Origin of the sequence: Streptomyces sp. SDr-06 (assembly GCF_003324565.1) — a bacterium.
Lineage (GTDB): Bacteria > Actinomycetota > Actinomycetes > Streptomycetales > Streptomycetaceae > Streptomyces.
This window is the reverse complement of the sequence record NZ_QOLA01000015.1, coordinates 39,188-58,436: the sequence shown is the minus strand read 5'-3', so window position 1 is coordinate 58,436 and position 19,249 is coordinate 39,188. Positions and strand designations below refer to the sequence as shown.

General features: G+C 73.0%; 17 protein-coding genes. 11 read left to right on the top strand and 6 right to left on the bottom strand.

Features of this window, described 5'->3' with window-relative positions:
* Positions 1 to 37: 37 nt before the first annotated feature.
* From DT019_RS26365 to DT019_RS26355, 3 genes are read left to right on the top strand one after another with little or no spacing between them, the layout of a single operon-like run.
* Complete coding sequence (locus DT019_RS26365) at positions 38 to 415, top strand: hypothetical protein (RefSeq protein ID WP_114039411.1); 378 nt, start codon at positions 38 to 40, stop codon at positions 413 to 415.
* Positions 412 to 2,091, top strand: coding sequence for a cation acetate symporter (locus DT019_RS26360; protein WP_114039410.1), 1,680 nt, complete (start codon positions 412 to 414; stop codon positions 2,089 to 2,091). Before DT019_RS26365 ends, DT019_RS26360 begins: the two co-directional genes overlap by 4 nt.
* Complete coding sequence (locus DT019_RS26355; protein ID WP_114039409.1) at positions 2,088 to 3,269, top strand: sensor histidine kinase; 1,182 nt, start codon at positions 2,088 to 2,090, stop codon at positions 3,267 to 3,269. The genes DT019_RS26360 and DT019_RS26355 overlap by 4 nt, the downstream gene beginning before the upstream one ends.
* Positions 3,270 to 3,276: 7 nt before the next feature.
* On the opposite strand, the gene DT019_RS26350 is transcribed toward DT019_RS26355, so the two are convergent.
* Positions 3,277 to 3,768, bottom strand: coding sequence for a hypothetical protein (locus tag DT019_RS26350; protein WP_114039408.1), 492 nt, complete (start codon positions 3,766 to 3,768; stop codon positions 3,277 to 3,279).
* Here DT019_RS26350 and DT019_RS40930 point away from each other — a divergent pair.
* Complete coding sequence (locus DT019_RS40930; RefSeq protein ID WP_317617803.1) at positions 3,711 to 4,097, top strand: zf-HC2 domain-containing protein; 387 nt, start codon at positions 3,711 to 3,713, stop codon at positions 4,095 to 4,097. The two genes, DT019_RS26350 and DT019_RS40930, sit on opposite strands and share 58 nt — an antisense overlap.
* On the opposite strand, the gene DT019_RS26340 is transcribed toward DT019_RS40930, so the two are convergent.
* Positions 3,998 to 4,618, bottom strand: a complete 621-nt coding sequence (locus DT019_RS26340) for a sigma-70 family RNA polymerase sigma factor (RefSeq protein ID WP_223279763.1) — start codon at positions 4,616 to 4,618, stop codon at positions 3,998 to 4,000. The genes DT019_RS40930 and DT019_RS26340 overlap by 100 nt on opposite strands.
* Before the next feature lie 267 nt (positions 4,619 to 4,885).
* Between DT019_RS26340 and DT019_RS26335 the strand changes: the two genes are divergently transcribed.
* Entirely contained in the window at positions 4,886 to 6,088 is a 1,203-nt protein-coding gene (locus tag DT019_RS26335; protein WP_114039407.1) for a CapA family protein, read from the top strand.
* A 29-nt stretch (positions 6,089 to 6,117) separates the two neighbouring features.
* Here DT019_RS26335 and DT019_RS26330 read toward each other — a convergent pair whose 3' ends face one another.
* Entirely contained in the window at positions 6,118 to 6,597 is a 480-nt protein-coding gene (locus DT019_RS26330) for a universal stress protein (RefSeq protein ID WP_114039406.1), read from the bottom strand.
* A 71-nt stretch (positions 6,598 to 6,668) separates the two neighbouring features.
* On the opposite strand from DT019_RS26330, the gene lysX reads away from it, so the two are divergent.
* On the top strand, positions 6,669 to 9,941 hold the full coding sequence (gene lysX / locus DT019_RS26325) for a bifunctional lysylphosphatidylglycerol synthetase/lysine--tRNA ligase LysX (protein WP_189389937.1): 3,273 nt from the start codon (positions 6,669 to 6,671) through the stop codon (positions 9,939 to 9,941).
* Between the two features lie 127 nt (positions 9,942 to 10,068).
* A complete protein-coding gene (locus DT019_RS26320) occupies positions 10,069 to 10,914 on the top strand; it encodes a polysaccharide deacetylase family protein (RefSeq protein WP_114039405.1) in 846 nt (281 codons plus the stop codon).
* A 45-nt stretch (positions 10,915 to 10,959) separates the two neighbouring features.
* Here the strand turns inward: DT019_RS26320 and DT019_RS26315 are convergent, their stop codons facing one another.
* Entirely contained in the window at positions 10,960 to 11,619 is a 660-nt protein-coding gene (locus tag DT019_RS26315; RefSeq protein ID WP_114039404.1) for a class F sortase, read from the bottom strand.
* Between the two features lie 331 nt (positions 11,620 to 11,950).
* Here DT019_RS26315 and DT019_RS26310 point away from each other — a divergent pair, with 331 nt between their 5' ends.
* Positions 11,951 to 12,442 (top strand): hypothetical protein, encoded by a 492-nt coding sequence (locus DT019_RS26310; RefSeq protein ID WP_114039403.1) that lies wholly within the window; start codon positions 11,951 to 11,953, stop codon positions 12,440 to 12,442.
* 170 nt (positions 12,443 to 12,612) lie between these two features.
* Here the strand turns inward: DT019_RS26310 and DT019_RS26305 are convergent, their stop codons facing one another.
* Together DT019_RS26305 and DT019_RS26300 are read right to left on the bottom strand one after the other, a co-directional pair.
* Positions 12,613 to 13,173 carry a hypothetical protein gene (locus tag DT019_RS26305; RefSeq protein ID WP_114039402.1) on the bottom strand — a complete coding sequence of 187 codons (561 nt, stop codon included), beginning with the start codon at positions 13,171 to 13,173 and terminating at the stop codon, positions 12,613 to 12,615.
* 213 nt (positions 13,174 to 13,386) lie between these two features.
* Positions 13,387 to 14,148 (bottom strand): DUF4239 domain-containing protein, encoded by a 762-nt coding sequence (locus DT019_RS26300; RefSeq protein ID WP_114039401.1) that lies wholly within the window; start codon positions 14,146 to 14,148, stop codon positions 13,387 to 13,389.
* Between the two features lie 826 nt (positions 14,149 to 14,974).
* Between DT019_RS26300 and DT019_RS26290 the strand changes: the two genes are divergently transcribed.
* The 3 genes from DT019_RS26290 to DT019_RS26280 all read left to right on the top strand — a co-directional run bounded on the left by DT019_RS26290 (position 14,975) and on the right by DT019_RS26280 (position 19,165).
* Positions 14,975 to 15,925, top strand: a complete 951-nt coding sequence (locus DT019_RS26290) for an SCO0930 family lipoprotein (protein ID WP_114039399.1) — start codon at positions 14,975 to 14,977, stop codon at positions 15,923 to 15,925.
* 256 nt (positions 15,926 to 16,181) lie between these two features.
* The gene (locus tag DT019_RS26285; RefSeq protein ID WP_114039398.1) at positions 16,182 to 16,994 is read left to right on the top strand and encodes an SAM-dependent methyltransferase; all 813 of its coding nucleotides are present in this window, start codon (positions 16,182 to 16,184) and stop codon (positions 16,992 to 16,994) included.
* Positions 16,991 to 19,165, top strand: coding sequence for a putative bifunctional diguanylate cyclase/phosphodiesterase (locus tag DT019_RS26280; protein ID WP_114039397.1), 2,175 nt, complete (start codon positions 16,991 to 16,993; stop codon positions 19,163 to 19,165). Before DT019_RS26285 ends, DT019_RS26280 begins: the two co-directional genes overlap by 4 nt.
* Positions 19,166 to 19,249 lie beyond the last annotated feature (84 nt).

Sequence of the window (19,249 nt, the reverse complement as noted above, 5' to 3'; positions counted from 1 at the left end):
TTCCCCGGGCCCGGATGCGCTCAGTACACTCCGCGCCATGTCCGCAGAGCAGGCCGCGCGGCGGGAGACGGTCACGGGGGAGCCGAGGAGGGTCCGCCCGCTGCCGCGCCACCGTGCCCAGTCCGAGATCGACGAGCAGACCGCGCTCGGCGGAGCCTACGTGCGCTCCTTGATGCGCGGCCAACTCCGGGCGGCGCTCAGCGGGTTCACCGTCCTCGCCCTCACCGTGGCCACGCTGCCCCTCGCCTTCCGCGCCCTGGACGACGACGCCGTCACCTGGTGGGTGCTCGGCTTCGCCGTCTACCCGCCGCTCGGCCTCATCGCCTGGTGGTACGTGCGCGCCGCCGAGCGCAACGAGCGCGCCTTCGCCCGACTGGTGGCCGACCGGCCCTCGGAAGGCCGCCGCGCTCCGTGAGCCAGACGTACGCCGTGGCGGCCGTGACCGCCGTCGTGCTCGCCACCGTCCTCGTCGGAGGGTTCGGCCTGCGCATCTCGCGCACGACCTCCGACTTCTACGTCGCCTCGCGCACGGTCGGCCCCGGCCTCAACGCGGCCGCCATCAGCGGCGAATACCTCTCCGCCGCCTCCTTCCTCGGCATCGCGGGGCTCGTCCTGGTCCAGGGCCCCGACATGCTCTGGTACCCGGTCGGCTACACCGCGGGCTACCTCGTGCTACTGCTGTTCGTCGCGGCCCCGCTGCGCCGCTCGGGCGCCTACACGCTGCCCGACTTCGCCGAGGGCAGGCTCGAATCGCGGGCCGTGCGCCGACTGGTCAGCGTGTTCGTGGTCGGCGCGGGCTGGCTCTACCTGGTGCCCCAACTCCAGGGCGCCGGACTGACGTTGAAGATCCTCACCGGGGCTCCGGGCTGGCTCGGGCCGGTGCTCGTCGCGGCCGTCGTGGTCCTCGCGGTCGCCGCCGGCGGCATGCGCTCCATCACCTTCGTGCAGGCCTTCCAGTACTGGCTCAAGCTGACCGCGCTGCTCATACCCGTCTTCTTCCTGGTCCTGGCCTGGCGGGGCGACGGCGCGCCGCGCCCCGTCTACGACGAACCGGCCGCGCTGCGCCACCAGCAGACCGTCCGCTTCGCCGACACCCTGACCCTGCGCCTCACCGAGCCGCTGCCCGTCCGCGCGACCGGCACCCTCGACGGCCGCCGCCACGACGGCGACGTGCTGACGCTCCCGGCGGGCGAGCATCGCGTCGAGGCGGGCACCCGGCTCGTCCTCGCCGCCGCGACGCGCGTCCCCGGCAGCGCCGTCCGCACCGAACACCCGCTGTACGCCACGTACGGGCTCATCGTGGCGACCTTTCTCGGCACCATGGGCCTGCCCCACGTCGTCGTCCGCTTCTACACCAGCCCGGGCGGCCGCGAGGCCCGCCGCGCCACCGTCGTGGTCCTCGCCCTGATCGGCGCGTTCTACCTGCTGCCGCCCGTCTACGGCGCACTGGGCCGCCTGTACGCCCCCGAACTCGCCCTCACCGGCGACGCGGACGCGGCCGTCCTGCTGCTGCCGGAGCGGCTCGTCGGCGGCGCCGGGGGCGACCTGCTGGGCGCGCTGGTCGCGGGCGGCGCGTTCGCCGCGTTCCTGTCCACCGCATCCGGGCTCACCATGGCGGTGGCGGGCGTCCTCACCCAGGACGTGCTGCCCTCGCGCGGAGTGCGCCACTTCCGCCTCGCCACCCCGCTCGCCATCGCCGTGCCGCTGCTGGGCGCGCTGCTGGTGAGCGGGGTGCCGGTGGCCGACGCGGTGGGGATGGCGTTCGCGGTGTCGGCCTCCTCCTTCTGCCCGCTGCTGGTCCTCGGCATCTGGTGGCGGGGACTGACCCCGCCGGGCGCGGCCGCCGGGCTGCTGCTCGGGGGCGGCTCGGCGCTGCTCGCCGTCGGCGCCACCGTCCTCGGGGCCGTTCCGCCCGGACTCGCGCACGCGCTGCTCGCCTGGCCCGCCGTCTGGTCGGTGCCGGTCGGCTTCCTCGCCATGATCGGGGTCTCGCTCGCGACGCCGGGCCGGATCCCGCCCGGCACCAACGCCGCGATGACCCGCTTCCATCTGCCCGAGGCCCTGGCCCGCGAGGGAGGCGCCCGCCGATGACCCTGGCCGCACTGCTCTTCCTCGGCCCGCTGCTCGCCGCCGGCGGGTACCTGCTCGGCCGCCGCGCCGCGCGCCGGGAACGCATCAGCGACGTCGGCACGCCGGTCGAGCACGCCACCTTCGAGACGCTGCACACCGCGTCGCTCGCCGCGCCCCCGCTGCGCGCCGGGCTCACCGCCGAGGCCGCCCGCCGCGCGGCCCGCGGGCTGCGCTCGCTGCTCGGCACCGACGCGCTCTGCCTCACCGACCGCGATGCGATCCTGACCTGGGACGGCGCGGGGGAGCAGCACCACAGCGCCCACGTGATGGGCCAGCTGAGGGGGTTGCTCGACACCGGCCGTGACAAGGCGTTCGCGCTGTCCTGCGACGATCTGAACTGCCCGCTGCGCTGGGCGGTGGCCGTGCCGCTCACCGTGGACCACCGGGTACTCGGCGCGCTGGTCGCCTACGCGCCCCGCGAGTCCGCGGTCCTGGCGCGCGCGGCGGGAGAGGTCGGACGGTGGGTCTCGGTCCAGCTGGAGCTCGCCGAACTCGACCGCTCCCGGACCCGGTTGATCGAGGCCGAGATCAAGGCCCTGCGCGCCCAGATCTCCCCGCACTTCATCTTCAACTCCCTGGCCGCCATCGCCTCCTTCGTACGGACCGACCCGGAGCGCGCCCGCGAACTCCTGCTGGAATTTGCCGACTTCACGCGGTACTCGTTCCGCAGGCACGGCGACTTCACCACGCTCGCGGACGAACTCCACTCCATCGACCAGTACCTGGCGCTGGTGCGGGCGCGCTTCGGCGACCGGCTCTCCGTCACCCTCCAGGTCGCCCCCGAGGTCCTGCCGGTCGCCCTGCCGTTCCTGTGCCTCCAGCCGCTCGTCGAGAACGCCGTCAAGCACGGCATCGAGGGCGCCGTCACCGCGGGGCACATCACCATCAGAGCCCTGGACGCGGGCAGCGAGGCCGAGGTCGTGATCGAGGACGACGGCGCGGGCATGGACCCCGAGCGCCTGCGCCGCATCCTGCGCGGCGACGGCGGCCCGTCGGGCGGCATCGGCCTGCTCAACGTCGACGAACGGCTGCGCCAGGTGTACGGCGACGCGTACGGCCTGGTCATCGAGACGGGCGTCGGGGCGGGCATGAAGGTGACGGCGCGCATTCCCAAGTACCGGGCTGGGGTGCACAGCTGACGGACCCTCAGAAAAGGTGGATGGCCAAGTGTCCGAGCGGCAGGCCGAGTTCCCAGGCCGGAGTCCACACCCGGGGTTCGTCCTCCTGGTCCTCGCGCAGGTCGATCCCGCCCGGCACCACCGCGTCCAGGTCCGCCGCGAGCAGCTCGGTCTCCTCCAGCCACCGCCACGCGGCCCGCGCCATCTCCACGTCGGGCCCCGCGTCCTGCTCGGCCGCCCGGCGCAGCCGCGAGCAGACCCAGCGCCGCCACGGCCGCCCGGCCGCGGTGAGCGAGCTCCACTCGTCGAGCCGGGCCACCACCCGGGCGCCGCCGACCGCCCCGTCGGACAGGAAGATCGTCAGGGCGAGGGCATTGCGCCCGGCCCGGAACTCCAGCGTCGTCGGCGGCATCAGATCGCCGGTACGCAGTAATTCATCCGCGATGTACTCCGCGTACATCCATGCCATCGGTACCACCAGCTCGCCACCACTGGTCCCGCTACTTCCCTCCGGACGCATCCTGTCTCGCCTCTTTCATCGACCGTCCCGGCGCTCCCGGGGAGCTCCAGGGAGCATTGAACCGGGGGCGCGTGCCCGCCGTGGCCAGAAGGGCAGGATCCGTCACAAGACACGAGGTGCTCATGCATGTGCGGCAGCTCCTGGGGGCGTACGTGCTCGGCGCCCTCGCGCCGGACGAGGACCGTGCCGTCGCCGCGCACCTGGGCCGGTGCGCGCCGTGCCGTACCGCCTACCTGGAGGTCGCCGACGCGCCCTCGCTGCTCGCCCTGCTCCGCGAGGCGGACCTGGCGCCCACCGAGGAGGGTCCTTCGGGGCCTGACGCAGAATAGCCGGGCAGCACCCGGGCCAGCGCACGCAGGGCGTAGTACGAACGGGACTTGACGGTCCCAGGAGGAACGCCGAGCACATCGGCCGCTTCCGCAACGCTCAGGCCGCGGAAGTACAACTGCACCAGCACCGCGCGGTGTTCGGGTGTGAGCGACCTCACGGCCGAGCGGACGTCGAGCGCGACGGCGCAGCGCTCGGTGTGGTCGCCGGATTCGGCGGTGGCGAGCAGGGTCTCGTCGCCGACCTCGGCGGGGCGGGCGAGGCGGCTGCGGCGGGCGTCGATCGCGAGGCGCCGCGCGACGGTGAACAGCCAGGGCCGCATCGAGCAGTACGGCGCCTCGAAGGCCTCGGGGTGCTGCCAGGCGCGCACCAGGGTCTCCTGCACGAGGTCCTCGGCGCGCTGGCGGTCGCCGTAGGTCAGCCCGAGCAGGAAGTGCAGCAGGGCTGGACCGTGCGCGCGCTGCAGCTCGGCCAGATCCCGCTCCCGGGCGTACCGCCGGATGTCTGCGCCCGCCGTCGTCACGCTGCACGCCCTTTCACCGGATCCGCCTCGCCCGCAGCCGTATCCGAGCGCATCCGGGCGGGCGGGGACAGCCGCCGCACCGCACGGTGCGACGAGCGGTCGAACCGAGCGGTGAATGGTGCGCCGAGCGGCCACGACGCCGGCCGGAGCGGCTCGGGTGCGTCCGTTTCAGCGGTCTTGAGGGCGATAAACGGCTTTTCGTCTTGACTGACCGGTTCTCGGAGGGTGGATTTCGGACAGACACCGGCACTCGATCAACGGAGCCCGATGCACCAGCCGACCCGGCGCACACGACGAAGGACGGCGGCCGTCGCGGCCCTCCTGCTCGCGGCCACCGCGGGATGCGGCGGCGGGCACCGTCCCGGTGCCCGGCCGCCGCACCACCAGGACGCCCAGCGGTCCCCGGCCTCCGGAGCGACCGCGTCCCAGCACCCCTTCACCCTGGTCGCCACCGGTGACGTGCTCCCGCACGACTCGACCATCGAGCGCGCCAACTCCGATGCCGGGGGCCATGGTTACGACTTCCGGCCGATGCTCGCCGGGGTCAAGCCGATCATCTCCCGGGCCGACCTGGCGATCTGCCACATGGAGACGGTGTACGGCGACGCCGAGGGGCCCTTCACCGGATACCCCGCCTTCACGTCGCCGCCGCAGGTGGCCGCCGCGCTCAAGGACGCCGGGTACGACTCCTGCTCCACCGCCTCCAACCACACCCTGGACGACGGCGCCGACGGGATCGCCCACACCCTGAAGGCCTTCGACGAGGTGGGCCTCAAGCACACCGGGTCCGGCCGCACCGCGAAGGAGTCGGCGTCGCCCGCGCTGCTGACGGCCGGCGGGGCCAAGGTCGCCCAGCTCGCGTACACCTACGACACCAACGGCTGTCCGATGCCGGACGGGCAGCCCTGGGCGGTCCACGTCATCGACCAGAAGAAGATCGTCGCGGATGCCCGGGCGGCCCGCGCCGCGGGCGCCGACATCGTGGTCGTCAGCCTCCACTGGGGCACCGAGTGGCAGACCGAGCCCGACGAGCAGCAGCTCACCCTCGGCAAGGCGCTCACCGCCTCGAAGACGAACGGCCGCCCCGACATCGACCTGATCCTCGGCACCCACGCGCACATCCCGCAGGCGTACGAGAAGGTCAACGGGACCTGGATCGTCTACGGCGAGGGCGACCAGATCGCGGGCGAGATGTTCAACGAGACGGGCGCGCGCGACGACCGGGGCAACATGAGCTCCATCGCCCGCTTCACCTTCGCTCCGCCGGTCCGGGCCGGGGCGCGGTGGGAGGTGAGCCAGGCGGAGTTCGTCCCGCAGTGGATCGACGTGGAGCGCGGCCGAGTGATGAGCCTGCCCGAGGCGCTCGCGAAGTCACCCGGCCGCGAGGACTACACCGAGGCCCAGGACCACATCCGTGAGGCGGTCCTCGGCCGGGGGGCCGCGAAGGACGGGCTGAGGATGGCGCGCTGAGCGGGACAGTGCCGTAGCGGCGCCAGGGGCTACGGCACCACGGTGACCGGCCAGCGGCCCGCCTTCACCAGCCGGACGGCCACCGAGCCCACGATCCGGTGGCCCGCGGACTCCGACGCGCCCACCACGACGGCGTCCGCCGTGAGCTCGTCGGCCGCGGTCACCAGTCCGGAGTAGGGGTCGCCGCGGAAGGTGTGGAACTCCCAGCGGACGTCCCAGATCCCCCGCACCCGCTCGGCGGCCGCTCTGATCTCCGCGACCAGGCCCTCGGCGATCTCCCCGGTGGTGTCGGCGACGGGCGCGCCGAGCGCGGCGCCGGCCGGCATCACGGGCTGGACGTACACGATGGCGAGCAGGGCGTTCTGCCGCCGGGCCAGGCCACTGGCGTACGCCGCGGCCCGGAGCGAGGAGTCCGAGCCGTCGACGCCGGCGACGATCACCTTCGGACCGTCGGTACCGCGTTCGAATCGCTGGGACTCAGGGTGGGACTGGGGCTGCTGCTCTGTCACGTTCGAAGGCTAACCGGCCGGGTGCCGCTTCCGACAGGCGGCCCGGCGCCCGCCTCCCTAGAGTGCTGAGCATGACTGTCAGCGAGACGGCGCCGATACCGTCCCGGACCGGCTTCCTCGGGCGGGCGCCCGAAGCGTTCGCGATGTTCTTCGGCGTGCTCGGGCTGTTCTGCGGCGTCATCGCGCTCATCCCGCCGCTGCGCCGGCTGCTCTACCCGGTCTCCTGGTTCCTCGACCGGGTCACGGTGCCGGTCAGCGCCAACCTCGCGTACGCCGTCTTCCTGCTGCTGCTCGCGGCCGCGATCGGCGCCCGCAAGAGGGTCGCCTGGTGGCTGGTCGTCATCTACCTGGGTCTGCTGTTCCTGCTCGACGTGCTGCTGATCGTCGTCGCCGAGTGGATGTGGATCCCCAACGGGGTGTTCTGCGGCGCCTCGTTGGTGGTGCTGATCCTGGCCCGCAAGCAGTTCTACGCGGAGACCCGCCGGGGCGCCTTCCGCCGGGCGCTGGGGGTGCTCTGCCTCGGGCTCGCGGCGGGCGTCCTGGTCGGCTGGGGGCTCGTCGAGCTGTTCCCGGACAGCCTGCCGCGCGGCCAGCGCCTGCTGTGGGCCACCAACCGGGTCTTCGGCGGGCTCGTCTCCAACGGCCAGTTCGACGGGAAGCCGCCCAAGCCCCTCTACTTCTTCCTCGGCCTCTTCGGCGCCGTCGCCCTGCTGACCGCCGCCTCCACGCTCTTCCGCTCGCAGCGCATGGAGGCCGCCCTGCACGGCGACGAGGAGCCCCGCATCCGGGCCCTGCTCGGCGCGTACGGCCACCAGGACTCGCTGGGCTACTTCGCCACCCGCCGCGACAAGGCGGTGGTCTTCTCGCCGAACGGCAAGGCCGCCGTCACCTACCGCGTGGAGGCGGGCGTCGCGCTCGCCAGCGGCGACCCGGTGGGCGACAGCGGAGCCTGGGGCCCGGCCATCGACGCCTGGCTCGACATCGCCCGGCAGTACGCCTGGGCTCCCGCCGTGATGGGCGCGTCCGAAGAGGGTGCCACCGTGTACGCCCGGCACGGCCTCGGCGCCATCCAGCTCGGCGACGAGGCGATCCTGCACGTCGCCAAGTTCGACCTCGACGGGCGCGACATGCGCGTCACCCGCCAGGCCGTCCGCCGGGTGGCGCGCACCGGTGCCACCACCCGGATCCGGCGCCACTCGGCGCTGACCGACGAGGAGATGCAGCAGATCATCGACCGGGCCGACGCCTGGCGCGACACCGAGACCGAGCGCGGCTTCTCGATGGCGCTCGACCGGCTCGGCGACCCGGCCGACGGCGACTGCCTGCTGGTGGAGGCCTTCGACGCCGACGGCAAGCTGATCGCGCTGCTGTCCTTCGTGCCCTGGGGCCCGGACGGCATCTCGCTCGACCTGATGCGGCGCGACCGCAGCGCGCCCAACGGCGTGATGGAGTTCATGGTGGCCGAACTGTGCGCCACCGCGCCGAAGTTGGGGGTGCGCCGGATCTCCCTCAACTTCGCGGTGTTCCGCTCGGCCTTCGAGGAGGGTGCCCGCATCGGCGCGGGACCGGTGCTGCGGCTGTGGCGCAAGCTGCTGCTCTTCTTCTCCAAGTGGTGGCAGCTGGAAGCCCTCTACCGCTCCAACGTGAAGTACCAGCCGCAGTGGTACCCCCGCTTCCTCTGCTACGGCGACGCCGGCTCGCTGGCCCGCGTCGGCCTCGCGTCCGGCATCGCCGAGGGCTTCGTCTCCGTGCCGAGCCTGCGCAAGCTCTGGGGCAAGGGCCGGTCCACCAAGGGCGTGACCAAGCCCGTCACCACCGCGGGGCTGCCCTCCATCGAGGCCCTCGGCCTGACCGGACCCGGCTCGACCGAGGTGACGGAGCGTCAACTCCCGGAGCAGGTACGGGTCCGCCACCGGAAGCTGGACCGGCTGCGCGCGGACGGCACCGATCCCTACCCCGTCGTCGTCCCGGCCCGCACGCACACCCTGGCGCAGCTGCGGGAGGCGGGCGGGGGGGCGGCTGCCACGGTGGCCGGCCGCGTCATGGCCGTGCGCGACTTCGGCGGCGTCGTCTTCGCCGTCCTGCGCGACTGGTCGGGCGATCTGCAACTGGCCCTCACGCGCGAGGGAGCGGGCGAGGCCGTCCTCGACCGGTTCGCCCGCGACGTCGACCTCGGCGACCACGTCACCGCCACCGGCACGACCGGCACCAGCGACAAGGGGGAGTTCTCGCTCTTCGCCACCGACTGGCAGATGACCGCCAAGTGTCTGCGCCCGCTGCCCGACAAGCGGCGCGGCCTCGCCGACCCCGAGGCCCGGGTGCGGCGGCGCTACCTCGACCTGGTGGCCGGCCCCGAGGCCCGTGACGTCGTCCGGGCCCGCTCCACCGCCGTCCAGGCGCTGCGCCAGGGTCTCCTGGACCGGGGCTACCTGGAGGTCGAGACACCGATGCTCCAGCAGATCCACGGCGGCGCCAACGCCCGCCCCTTCACCACCCACATCAACGCCTACGACCTCGACCTGTATCTGCGCATCGCCCCCGAGCTGTATCTGAAACGGCTCTGCGTCGGCGGCGTGGAGAAGGTCTTCGAGATGGGCCGCACCTTCCGCAACGAGGGCGTCTCCTACAAGCACAACCCCGAGTTCACGATGCTGGAGGCCTACCAGGCGTACGCCGACTACGACGTGATGCTCGACCTCACCCGCGAGCTGATCCAGGGCGCGGCCACGGCGGCCTTCGGCGCCCCCCTCGCCCGCAAGGCCGGGCCGGACGGAAGGGTCGTCGAGCACGACATCTCCGGTCCCTGGCCGGTCAAGACGCTGTACGGAGCGGTGTCGGAGGCGCTCGGCGAGGAGATCGACGCCGACACCGACGAGCAGCGGCTGCGCCGGCTCTGCGACCGCGCCGGGGTGCCGCACACCCCGGACAACACGCGGGGCGACGTGGTCCTCGAAATGTACGAGCGGCTCGTCGAGGAGCGTACGACGCTGCCCACCTTCTACAAGGACTTCCCGACCGAGGTCTCCCCGCTGACCCGCCAGCACCGCACCGACGCGCGGCTCGCCGAGCGCTGGGACCTGGTCGCCTTCGGCACCGAACTGGGCACCGCCTACTCGGAGTTGACCGACCCGATCGAGCAGCGCCGCAGGCTCACCGCGCAGTCGCTGCTCGCCGCGGGCGGCGACCCGGAGGCGATGGAGATCGACGAGGACTTCCTCGACGCGCTCGAATACGCGATGCCGCCCACCGGCGGCCTCGGCATCGGCGTGGACCGGCTCGTCATGTTCCTCACCGGCCTCACCATCCGCGAGACCCTGCCCTTCCCGCTGGTCCGCCGCGGCTGAGGGTGCCCGGGACGGCTTCGCCGGGTGACTCCATTCGTGCTCGTGTCGCGCGGGTGCTGACGTTTCGTCGGCCTCGCGGCGATCCGTGGTCCTAATCTTCCGCCATGACGAACAAAAGCCGCATGTCATGAAAAGGGATCAGATGGTCCCCAGTCGGCGGACGCTGCTGCGCCTCACCGCCTGCCTCGGCGCCGCCGCCGCGGTACGCATGCTCACCACCGAGGACGGCGTCGCCCCGGCGACCGCGCCCCGGGCCGCACCGGCCGCCGGACCCCACGCCGCCGCGCCCCCGCTGAGGCCCAGCGCGTACCGGCTGGAACCCATGACCGCCTACACCCCGCCGCGCTATCACACCGCGCTGCCCCCGGTGCGGACCAGACCGTTCCTGAGCATGCCGGAGCTGGGGGAGCGCTCCATGGTGCTCACCTTCGACGACGGGCCCGACCCGCGCTACACCCCGGGCATCCTGAAAACGCTGCGCGACCACGACGTGCGCGCCGTGTTCTTCCTGTGCGGCGAGATGGCCACCGACAACCGGGACCTGCTGCGCGAGATGCAGGACGACGGGCATGTCGTCGGCAACCACACCTGGACCCACCCGCAGCTCAACAAGACGGCCCCCGCCATGATCCGCTCGGAGATCGGCCGCACCAGCGAGGTCATCGAGCAGACCATCGGCGAGGCGCCGCAGTGGTTCCGGGCGCCGTACGGGGCGTGGAACCGCAATGTCTTCGAGATCCAGGCCGAGATGGGCATGGAGCCGCTCGCCTGGACCGTCGACACCCTCGACTGGACGACGCCCGGCACCCCGACCATCATCCGCCGGGTCCTGGACGGGGCCGCGCCCGGCGTCGTGGTGCTCTCGCACGACGCGGGCGGCGACCGCTCGCAGAGCGTGGCGGCCCTGCGCAGCTATCTGCCCCAACTCCTCGCCGAGGGCTACCAGTTGAAGGTGCCGCCCCGGCGCAGATGAGCCCCCGGGGCGGCTTTCCCGCGGCGGCCGCGGGCCGCCTCGGCGCTACTTGACGGACACGAGGCGCGCGAAGGCCACCACGTTCCCGTCGTAGCCGCGGCCCCGGGAGAATCCCCCGCCGCACGTGATCACCCGGAGTTCCGGGTGCCCGGTGTCGCCGTACACCCGGGCACCCGGGAAGGTGGCCTTGTCGAAGACCTCGACGCCGTACACCTCGAACACCGCGGTGCGGCCGTCGAAGCGGTCCACCTCGATGTGGTTGCCCTTCTGGAGCGAGCCGAGCCCGTAGAAGACCGCCGGCCCCTTCATGTTGTCCACGTGGCCGACCACCACCGCCGTACCGCGCATGCCCGGGGCCACGCCGTTCTGGTACCAGCCGGCCAGGTTCGGGTCCTGGGGCGGCGGTGCCTGCACCCAGCCCTGGGCGTCGGTGCCGACGTCCATGACCGGCGCGTTCACATTGATCGATTCGATCCGCACCCGGGAGGCCGGGGCGAAGGGCAGCGGCTCGACCTCGGCGGCGGGCGACGGGGTGGCCCCGGGCTCCGAGGCGCTGGCCGGCGCCGCCGCCGCGGCGGGCTGCGGCGGCCCCATCGTCGCGTCCGCGCCGTTGCGCATCAGCGCGAGGCCGGTCAGCATCACCAGGGCCAGGGCCCCCCACGGGGAGCGCCTGCGCCGCTCCATGCCGCTCTCTTCGTGCGCCATGTCTCTTCGTCAACTCCTTCGCCGTCCACCCTCAGCGCGCCTTCGAGCACCGTACGGTCGGCGCGCCCGCCGGGCGATCGCAGAGCGGCGAACGGGTGCCGGGTCCAGCGGGCCTGGGCCATCCGGGTAGCGCGGTGGCGGAAATGATCTGACGGTCTGTGACCTGCGGGTCCGTCAGATTTCGGCCCCGAACGGAGGGCCCGCGGTTCACCAGGGTGGATGAGTACCGAAATGCGGCTTGTATGAGCGGCGGTGAGGGTTCGTGTGGGAGGCGTACTCGTCGATCTTCCCGGGGCACGGCTCCGGGGCGTCCTCCCATGGAGGTTCAACCATGCGTGCTTCACGCGCTCTCACGGTGGCGCTGGCCGTCGGCGCCGCGGTCGGGTTCGCCGCGCCGGCGGCCCTCGCGGGGGGTCCGCCCTCCGGCGGCGGGCCGACCAGCGTCGACGTCGACCCCTCCCGGGTCCACCAAGGCGCCACCCTGAGCATCACCGCCCGGGGCTGCCACAGCGGCGGCCGGGTCAGCTCGAACGCCTTCGACGAGGTCCACCTGTCGTCGGGCGACATCAACTTCGCGACCGCGCGGATCCACGACCACGCGACGCCGGGCGAGTACAGCCTGGCGGTCAAGTGCAACGACAGCGACCGCGTGGCGACGCGCAGCTTCCGGGTCCTGGAAGGCCGGGGCGCCGACGGCGGCCTCGGCGGCGCCGCGGGCCCGAGCGACACCGAGATGACGGTCGGCGGCGCCCTCGCCGGTACGGCCGCGATCGGCGGCGCGCTGTTCGTCGCCCGCCGTCGGCGCCTGAGCGTGCGGGTCTGACCGGACGAACCTCCCGGAACGACCCCAACGGCCTCTCGCCCCCGAGTCCCGGCCAGGACTCGGGGGCGACGGGTGCGGCGCCGCGGCCGCGTCCCGGCTCCGGCGCGAAGTCCTGCGCCGGACAGGGCGGTCGGCGTGGCAGCCGCTCCGCGTCCCGTCCACCGGGGTGCTCAGTGCCGGCCGTCGGCCCAGCGCCGCCGCAGGAAGTAGATCGTGCCGCCGCCGGCCACCGCGATGAGCACCGCGCCCGCCGCGATCTCGATCGGGTCCAGGCCGTCGCTCACGCTGCCGCCGAGGCCGCCGCGGACGCCGAGCGGGGGCGTGGTGGGCCGGACGGTGGGGCGCACCGTGGGGCGCACGGTGGAACTGGTCGTCGGCGCACCGCCGGTGATGGTCAGCTGCGAGGTGCCCCGCTCGCCGCCGCAGGCGAACGTCACGGTGTAGGCGGCGCCGCGTTTGGCGTCCAGGTCGACGGTGGCGTTCCGGGAGCTGTCGCGGGGGATCGTGACGGTGTCGAAGACGCCGGAGGACGCCGTGGCATCGCGGTCGCAGCCCGTGACGTTCAGCGTGACCTGACCACCGGGCGCGATGACCGAGGGAGTCACGCTGAAGCCGAACGACGTGATGTTGCTTCCGTTGGCGCCGGCGTCGGCCGCCGTCGCGGCGGGCGCGGCGAGCGAGAGGGCGGCAGCGCCGAGCAGCGCGGTGGATGCGATGCGTATCGCGCCCATGGTCAATCCTCCGGTCCCCGAGGGGCAGCTGCGGAACCGATTCCACATAGGGGGGAGATGCACCTCGATGCCCGAAACGCTAGGAGGTGTCCCGGTGTGTCGCGATCGGTGTCCGGCGAATGGGGCATCGGGGTCCCCCGCCCGGACGAGCGAAGGCCCCGCCGGCGCGGACGACGGGGCCCGGGGACGGGGCGCGCGGAGGTGGGGAGGGCGTCAGCCGATGCTGGGGAACAGGTCGAGGAAGGGCCCCGCCGTCGCGGAGATGCCCCGGCCGAACGGGGCGTCGAAGTCCCAGATCAGGAAGAGCAGGAAGGCGATGAGGGCGCTGAAGAGCCCGGCGAGCAGCAACTCCCGCCAGGTGCGCCTGATCTGCAACGTGAAGATCAGGCCGACCGTGACCAGGGCGCCGATGATCAGGCCGAACCAGACCACCCCGGGCATGGTGGCGCCCGCCCCCTGCCCGCGGGCGGTCCGGGCCGCGTCGACGGCGCCCACCTGGTCGATCAGCGGCTGGTAGGCCTGCTGCTCGAAGTCGTTCGCCGGGTGGTAGTCCGTCACGTCGCGGCGGATCTTCTCCAGCTTCTGGGCGCTCTCGTCGGTGAGGTCGCCGTGCTTGGCCATGTGGCTCCACTCGGTGTGCACCACGTAGGAGGCGTACGCCTCGACGTCGGCCCGGGTGCGGTCGCGGACCTCCGCCGGGTACACCTGGACGCGCTGGGAGATCTCGTGCAGGGCCTGCGCCTCCTGCTGGACGTCCGCCTGGGCGGCTCCGCGGCCCTCCCAGACGCCCGCGATGGCGAGGCCGAGCACGATGGCGTACACCACGCCGATCATCATCGTCATGTACTCGATGACGTCCGGGGTCCCCGAGGGGTCGTCGTCGGGGGCGATCCGGCGGTTGCTGAACAAGGTGATGGTGAGGACGACGGCACATGCGGCGGCCATCGCGATGAGCAGGACGAACCAGTCGGACAACGGGACCTCTCAGGGAAGGGTGGCTCAGCGGGAACGGGAGCCGGAGCGGGAGCGCAGCAGCGCCGCGCCGAGCACGGCGGGCGCGGTGATGAGCAGGGTGAGCGTGACGGGCGAGAGCTGCGGCGCGGGCTTCATGCGCGGCGGCATCCGGTAGGAGTGCAGGGCCGCAGGCCGGATGCCCGGAGGCCCGGGGTGCGCGGGGACGCCGGGCACCGGGGGCGCGGCGGGGGGCGCGGGCGGAGAGGCGGGTCGCTGCCCCGGCGGTGGCGGGGGCAGCGGTGAAGGCGGCGGAGCCGGAAGGGGTGGCGCCGGGCGGGGCCGGGGCGCGGGCCGCGACGGAGGCTGTGGCGGAGGAGGAGGCGCCGGCACGGTCGGCGGCGGGGGCGGTGGCATCCGGGTGGGCGGGGGAGGGCTCGGCCGGGGCGGCCAGGGGCACCGGACGTGCCCCGTGCCCGCGACCGCCCAGAGCGAGCCGCTGCTGCCCTGCGAGACGGAGGCGTACGCACAGGCGTCGGCCCGGGCGGCCGGCGCCGGTACGGCGAGCAGCACGGTGAAGGCCGCGGCGGCGAGCAGTCGCCCGGCTGGGTGTCGTCCTTGCACGGAGTGATCATCGAGTGCGCGGGCCGTCGCCGGAGGGCGCGTCGAACCGATTCGCCTGAAGGGAGGAGTTCCCGGGGCGTTGCGTTCGACGCGTTGACCAGCCGTTCGGGGCCGCTCGGAAAATTTCCCCGGCTCGCGTTGAACAGACCACCGCTCCCCGCCCGTACATAGGGCCATCACCGGCGCATCCGGCGCCTCAACCACCTTACGGACAACGGGAGTTGACATGACTACCTGGCGCAGCGCGGCGCTCGCGGCAGCGGCGGCAGCGGTACTGGCACTGACCGCGACGGGCTGCGGCCAGGACAAGGGCAGCGCGTACGCGGGCGGCAACGGGCAGCCGGTCGGCAACGCGGGCAGCGCCCAGCCCGCCGACAACGGCTACGGGTCGGGCGGCGGCTACGGACAGGCGGGCGGCGCCCCATCGTCCGCCAAGCAGGCCGGGCAACTTGCGGTGAGCGACAGCAAGGACCTCGGCAAGGTCGTCACCGACAGCGCCGGGTTCACGCTCTACCGCTTCGACAAGGACACCGCGAGTCCGCCCAGGTCGAACTGCGAGGGCGACTGCGCGAAGGCATGGCCCGCGGTGCCCGCCGACGGCGCCATGGCGGCCGCGGGCACCGACCAGTCGGCGCTCGGCTCGGTCACCCGCGCCGACGGGACCAAGCAGCTCACCATCGGCGGCTGGCCGATGTACCGCTACGCCAAGGACACCAACCCGGGCGACACCAACGGACAGAACGTGGGCGGCACTTGGCACGCTGCCGCCCCCGACGGCAAGAAGGCCTCGGCCGCCTCGGCCCCGGCGCCGGCCATGCCGGGCCTGTCGGTCCGCAAGGACGCCAAGCTCGGCGACGTGATCGTGGACGCCCGCGGCATGACCGTCTACCGGTTCAAGAAGGACTCGGCCTGGCCCATGACGTCCGCCTGCACCGGCGCCTGCCTCCAGAAGTGGCCGGTGGTGGCGCCGGTCGACAAGGCCAACACCAAGGGCATCGCCCTCAAGGGCTTCGTGACCTTCGACCGGCCCGACGGCGTGAAGCAGCAGTCCATCACCTGCTGGCCGGTCTACACGTTCTCCGGCGACACCAAGCCCGGCGACAGCAACGGCCAGGGCGTGGGCGGCACCTGGTACGCCGTGTCCCCCGAGGGGAAGCTCATCGGCGCACCGAAGTAGCCCAGGGCCCAATCCCGTCGGCCCGTCACCGCGACCCCCGCGCGGCGACGGGCCGATGCGCGTGTCCAGCCACCGATACGATGGCGCGCGCTCCCGCTCGGGCCCGTACGATCCGGCGCACATGCCCTGGGCGTGTGACCAATAACGGACGAGCATTTTCCGTTTTTACTCGCCCTCCCGGCGGACGATCAGTAGCCTCAGGCGCAAACAATGGTCATGGTCATGGCCGTCCTGCGGCGACTTGTTGGAGACATTGATGGAGCGTCCCGCCTGGGCCCCTCAGGGCATCGACATCTCGGTGCCGAGCGTGTCCCGCATCTACGACTACTACCTGGGCGGTTCGCACAATTTCGAGGTCGACCGGGAAGCGGCCCGCGAGGCCATGCGGTTCATGCCGGGGCTTCCCAAGATCATGCAGGCGAACCGGGCGTTCATGCGCCGCGCCGTGCGATTCGCCGTCTCCGAGGGCATCACGCAATTCCTGGACATCGGATCCGGGATCCCGACTTTCGGAAACGTTCATGAAGTCGCCCAGGCGGCGAGCCCCGAGGCCCGCGTCCTGTACGTCGACCACGACCCGGTCGCCGTCGCCCACAGCCGCGCCGTCCTGGAGGGCAACGCCCGTGCCGGGATAGCCGCGGCCGACCTGCGCAAGCCGCAGGACATCCTGGGCGCCCCCGAGACCGCCCAACTCCTCGACCTGTCCCGGCCGGTGGCGCTCCTCCTGATCGCCGTACTGCACTTCGTCGAGGACCAGGACGACCCGTACCGGGCGGTCGCCGAGTTGCGCGACGCCCTGGCTCCGGGCAGCCTCCTCGTCCTCACCCACGCCTCCTACGAAGGCATCCCGCTCAGCGAGGAGGAGGCCACAGGCACCGTGGGCGTCTACCGCGACATCAGGAACCCGCTGGTCATGCGCTCGCGCGAGGAGATCACCGGGTTCTTCGAGGGATTCACCCTGGTCGACCCCGGACTGGTCTCCATGCCGCTGTGGCGGCCGGAGAACGACGCCGACCAGGAAGATCCGTACGCCTTCTCTGGCTTCGCCGGTGTGGGGCGCACAGCGTGAGCAACCCGCCCCAGGCGCCCGCTCCGGACCTCGCGCCGGACAGCCCCGAGGACCGGCTCAGACGCTTCGCGACGATCTGGAGCCGGGCCATCTTCCCGGTGACGGCGACCTCGCTGACCCGTCCCGAGTTCGAGCAGCACCTCGTGCCGCTCGCCCGCCGCCTCATCGACGCCCTGCACGGGCGGCACTTCGACCCGTCGCCCGCCCACGACGTCGGCGCCGCCCTGGTCGCCGTGCACTGCACCGACCCGGACGCCCTCAGCCGCACCCTCGGCGTGGTCGAGTCCTACCTCGTCCTGTACTGCGGCGCGGTCGACGACCTGCCCGGCGACGAGGCGCGGGCCCGCTGCGCCCGCCTCCAGCACGCGCTCGCCGCCGGCTTCGCGACGGCCCTGCGCGAACGCACCCGCTCCGAGCAGGAGGCCATCGCCCGCTCCGCCATGTCGGCGCGCAGCGCGGCCCTGGACGCCCTGCACGCCACCGAGACCCGGTTCCGCGCGGTCTTCGAGGGCGCCGCCATCGGCATCGGCATCGCCGACCTCGAAGGCCGGGTCCTGGAGGTCAACGAGACCCTCACCCGGATGTTCGGCGGCATAGAGGGCCAGATCCGCAGCCGCAACGTCAGCGAGTGGGTGCACCCCGAGGACGCCCCGCAGGTCTGGCGGCTGTACGAGGAGCTCGTCCGCGGCGAGCGCGACCACTACCGGGTCGAGAAGCCCTACTACCGCGGCGACGGGACCGTGCTGTGGACCAACCTCACCGTCTCGCTCCTGCGCGACGCCGAGGGCAGGCCGCAGTACCAGCTCGCGCTGATGGAGGACACCACCGAACGCCGGCTGCTCAATCTGCGGCTGCGCTACGAGGCCACCCACGACGCGCTCACCGGACTGCCCAACCGGACCCTGTTCTTCGAACGTCTGGAGAAGGCGCTCGCACCGGGCGACGGCAAGCGCTTCGGGCTCTGCTACCTGGACCTCGACGGCTTCAAGGCGGTCAACGACAGCCTGGGCCACTCGGCGGGCGACCGGCTCCTGGTGGAGGTGGCCGACCGACTGCAGAGCTGCGCGACCGGTCCCGGCGAGATGGTGGCCCGGCTCGGCGGCGACGAGTTCGTCGCGCTCACCACCGGACCGGACACCGAGTTCGAGGCGGACGAGCTCGCCTCCCGCATCCTGAGCACGCTCGCCACCCCGATCCGCATCGAGGGCCGCGAGCTGACCGTGCGCGGCTCGATCGGCGTCGTCGAGGGCCCGGCGGGCGAGCGCAGCCCCGCCGAGGTGCTGCGCAGCGCCGACATCACGATGTACCGGGCCAAGTCGGCGGGCGGCAACCGCTTCGAGTTCGCGGACGCGGAGGCCGACGCCCGGGCGATCACCCGGCACGGGCTCACCAACGCGCTGCCCGCCGCCCTGGAGCGCGGCGAGTTCTTCATCGAGTACCAGCCCCTCGTGCACCTCGGCGACGGCAGCGTGCACGGCGCCGAGGCCCTGGTCCGCTGGTCGCATCCGCAGCACGGGGTGCTCGGGCCCGACCGGTTCATCCCGCTCGCCGAGCACACCGGCCTCATCGTGCCGCTGGGCCGCTGGGTGATGCAGGAGTCGGTACGCCAGGCACGCGCCTGGCAGGAGGCCCACCCCGGCGCCACCGACGGCGGGCCGCTGCGCATCAACGTGAACCTGTCGCCGACCCAGCTGCACCACCCGGGCCTGGTCGCCGACACCGTCGAGATGCTGGAGCGCACCGGGCTCGCCCCGGGCGCGCTCTGCCTGGAGGTCACCGAGTCCGCGCTGATCGGCGCCGACGACGACCTCCTCAAGCCGCTGCGCCAGCTCGCCGAGATGGGCGTCGACATAGCCCTCGACGACTTCGGCACGGGCTACTCCAACCTCGCCAACCTCCGCAGGCTCCCGGTGAGCGTGCTCAAGCTGGACCGGTCCTTCACCCAGTCCATGCAGCAGCTGCCCGCCGACCCCGTGGACATCAAGATCGTCGAGGGGATCGTGTCGCTCGCGCACAGCCTGTCCCTCGCGGTCACGGTGGAGGGCGTGGAGACGGGCGCCCAGGCCGAGCAGCTGAAGGAACTGGGCTGCGACACCGCCCAGGGCTGGTACTACGCCCGCCCCGGCGCCCCGGACCGGATCCACACGCTGGCCCTCGTGGACGCCGTGTAGAAAGGGAGCGAGCCGCGCCGTCGCCACCCGGACGATGCCGGGGGACGACAGCCGCGCGACGCCGACGAGAGCCCCGCCCGACGC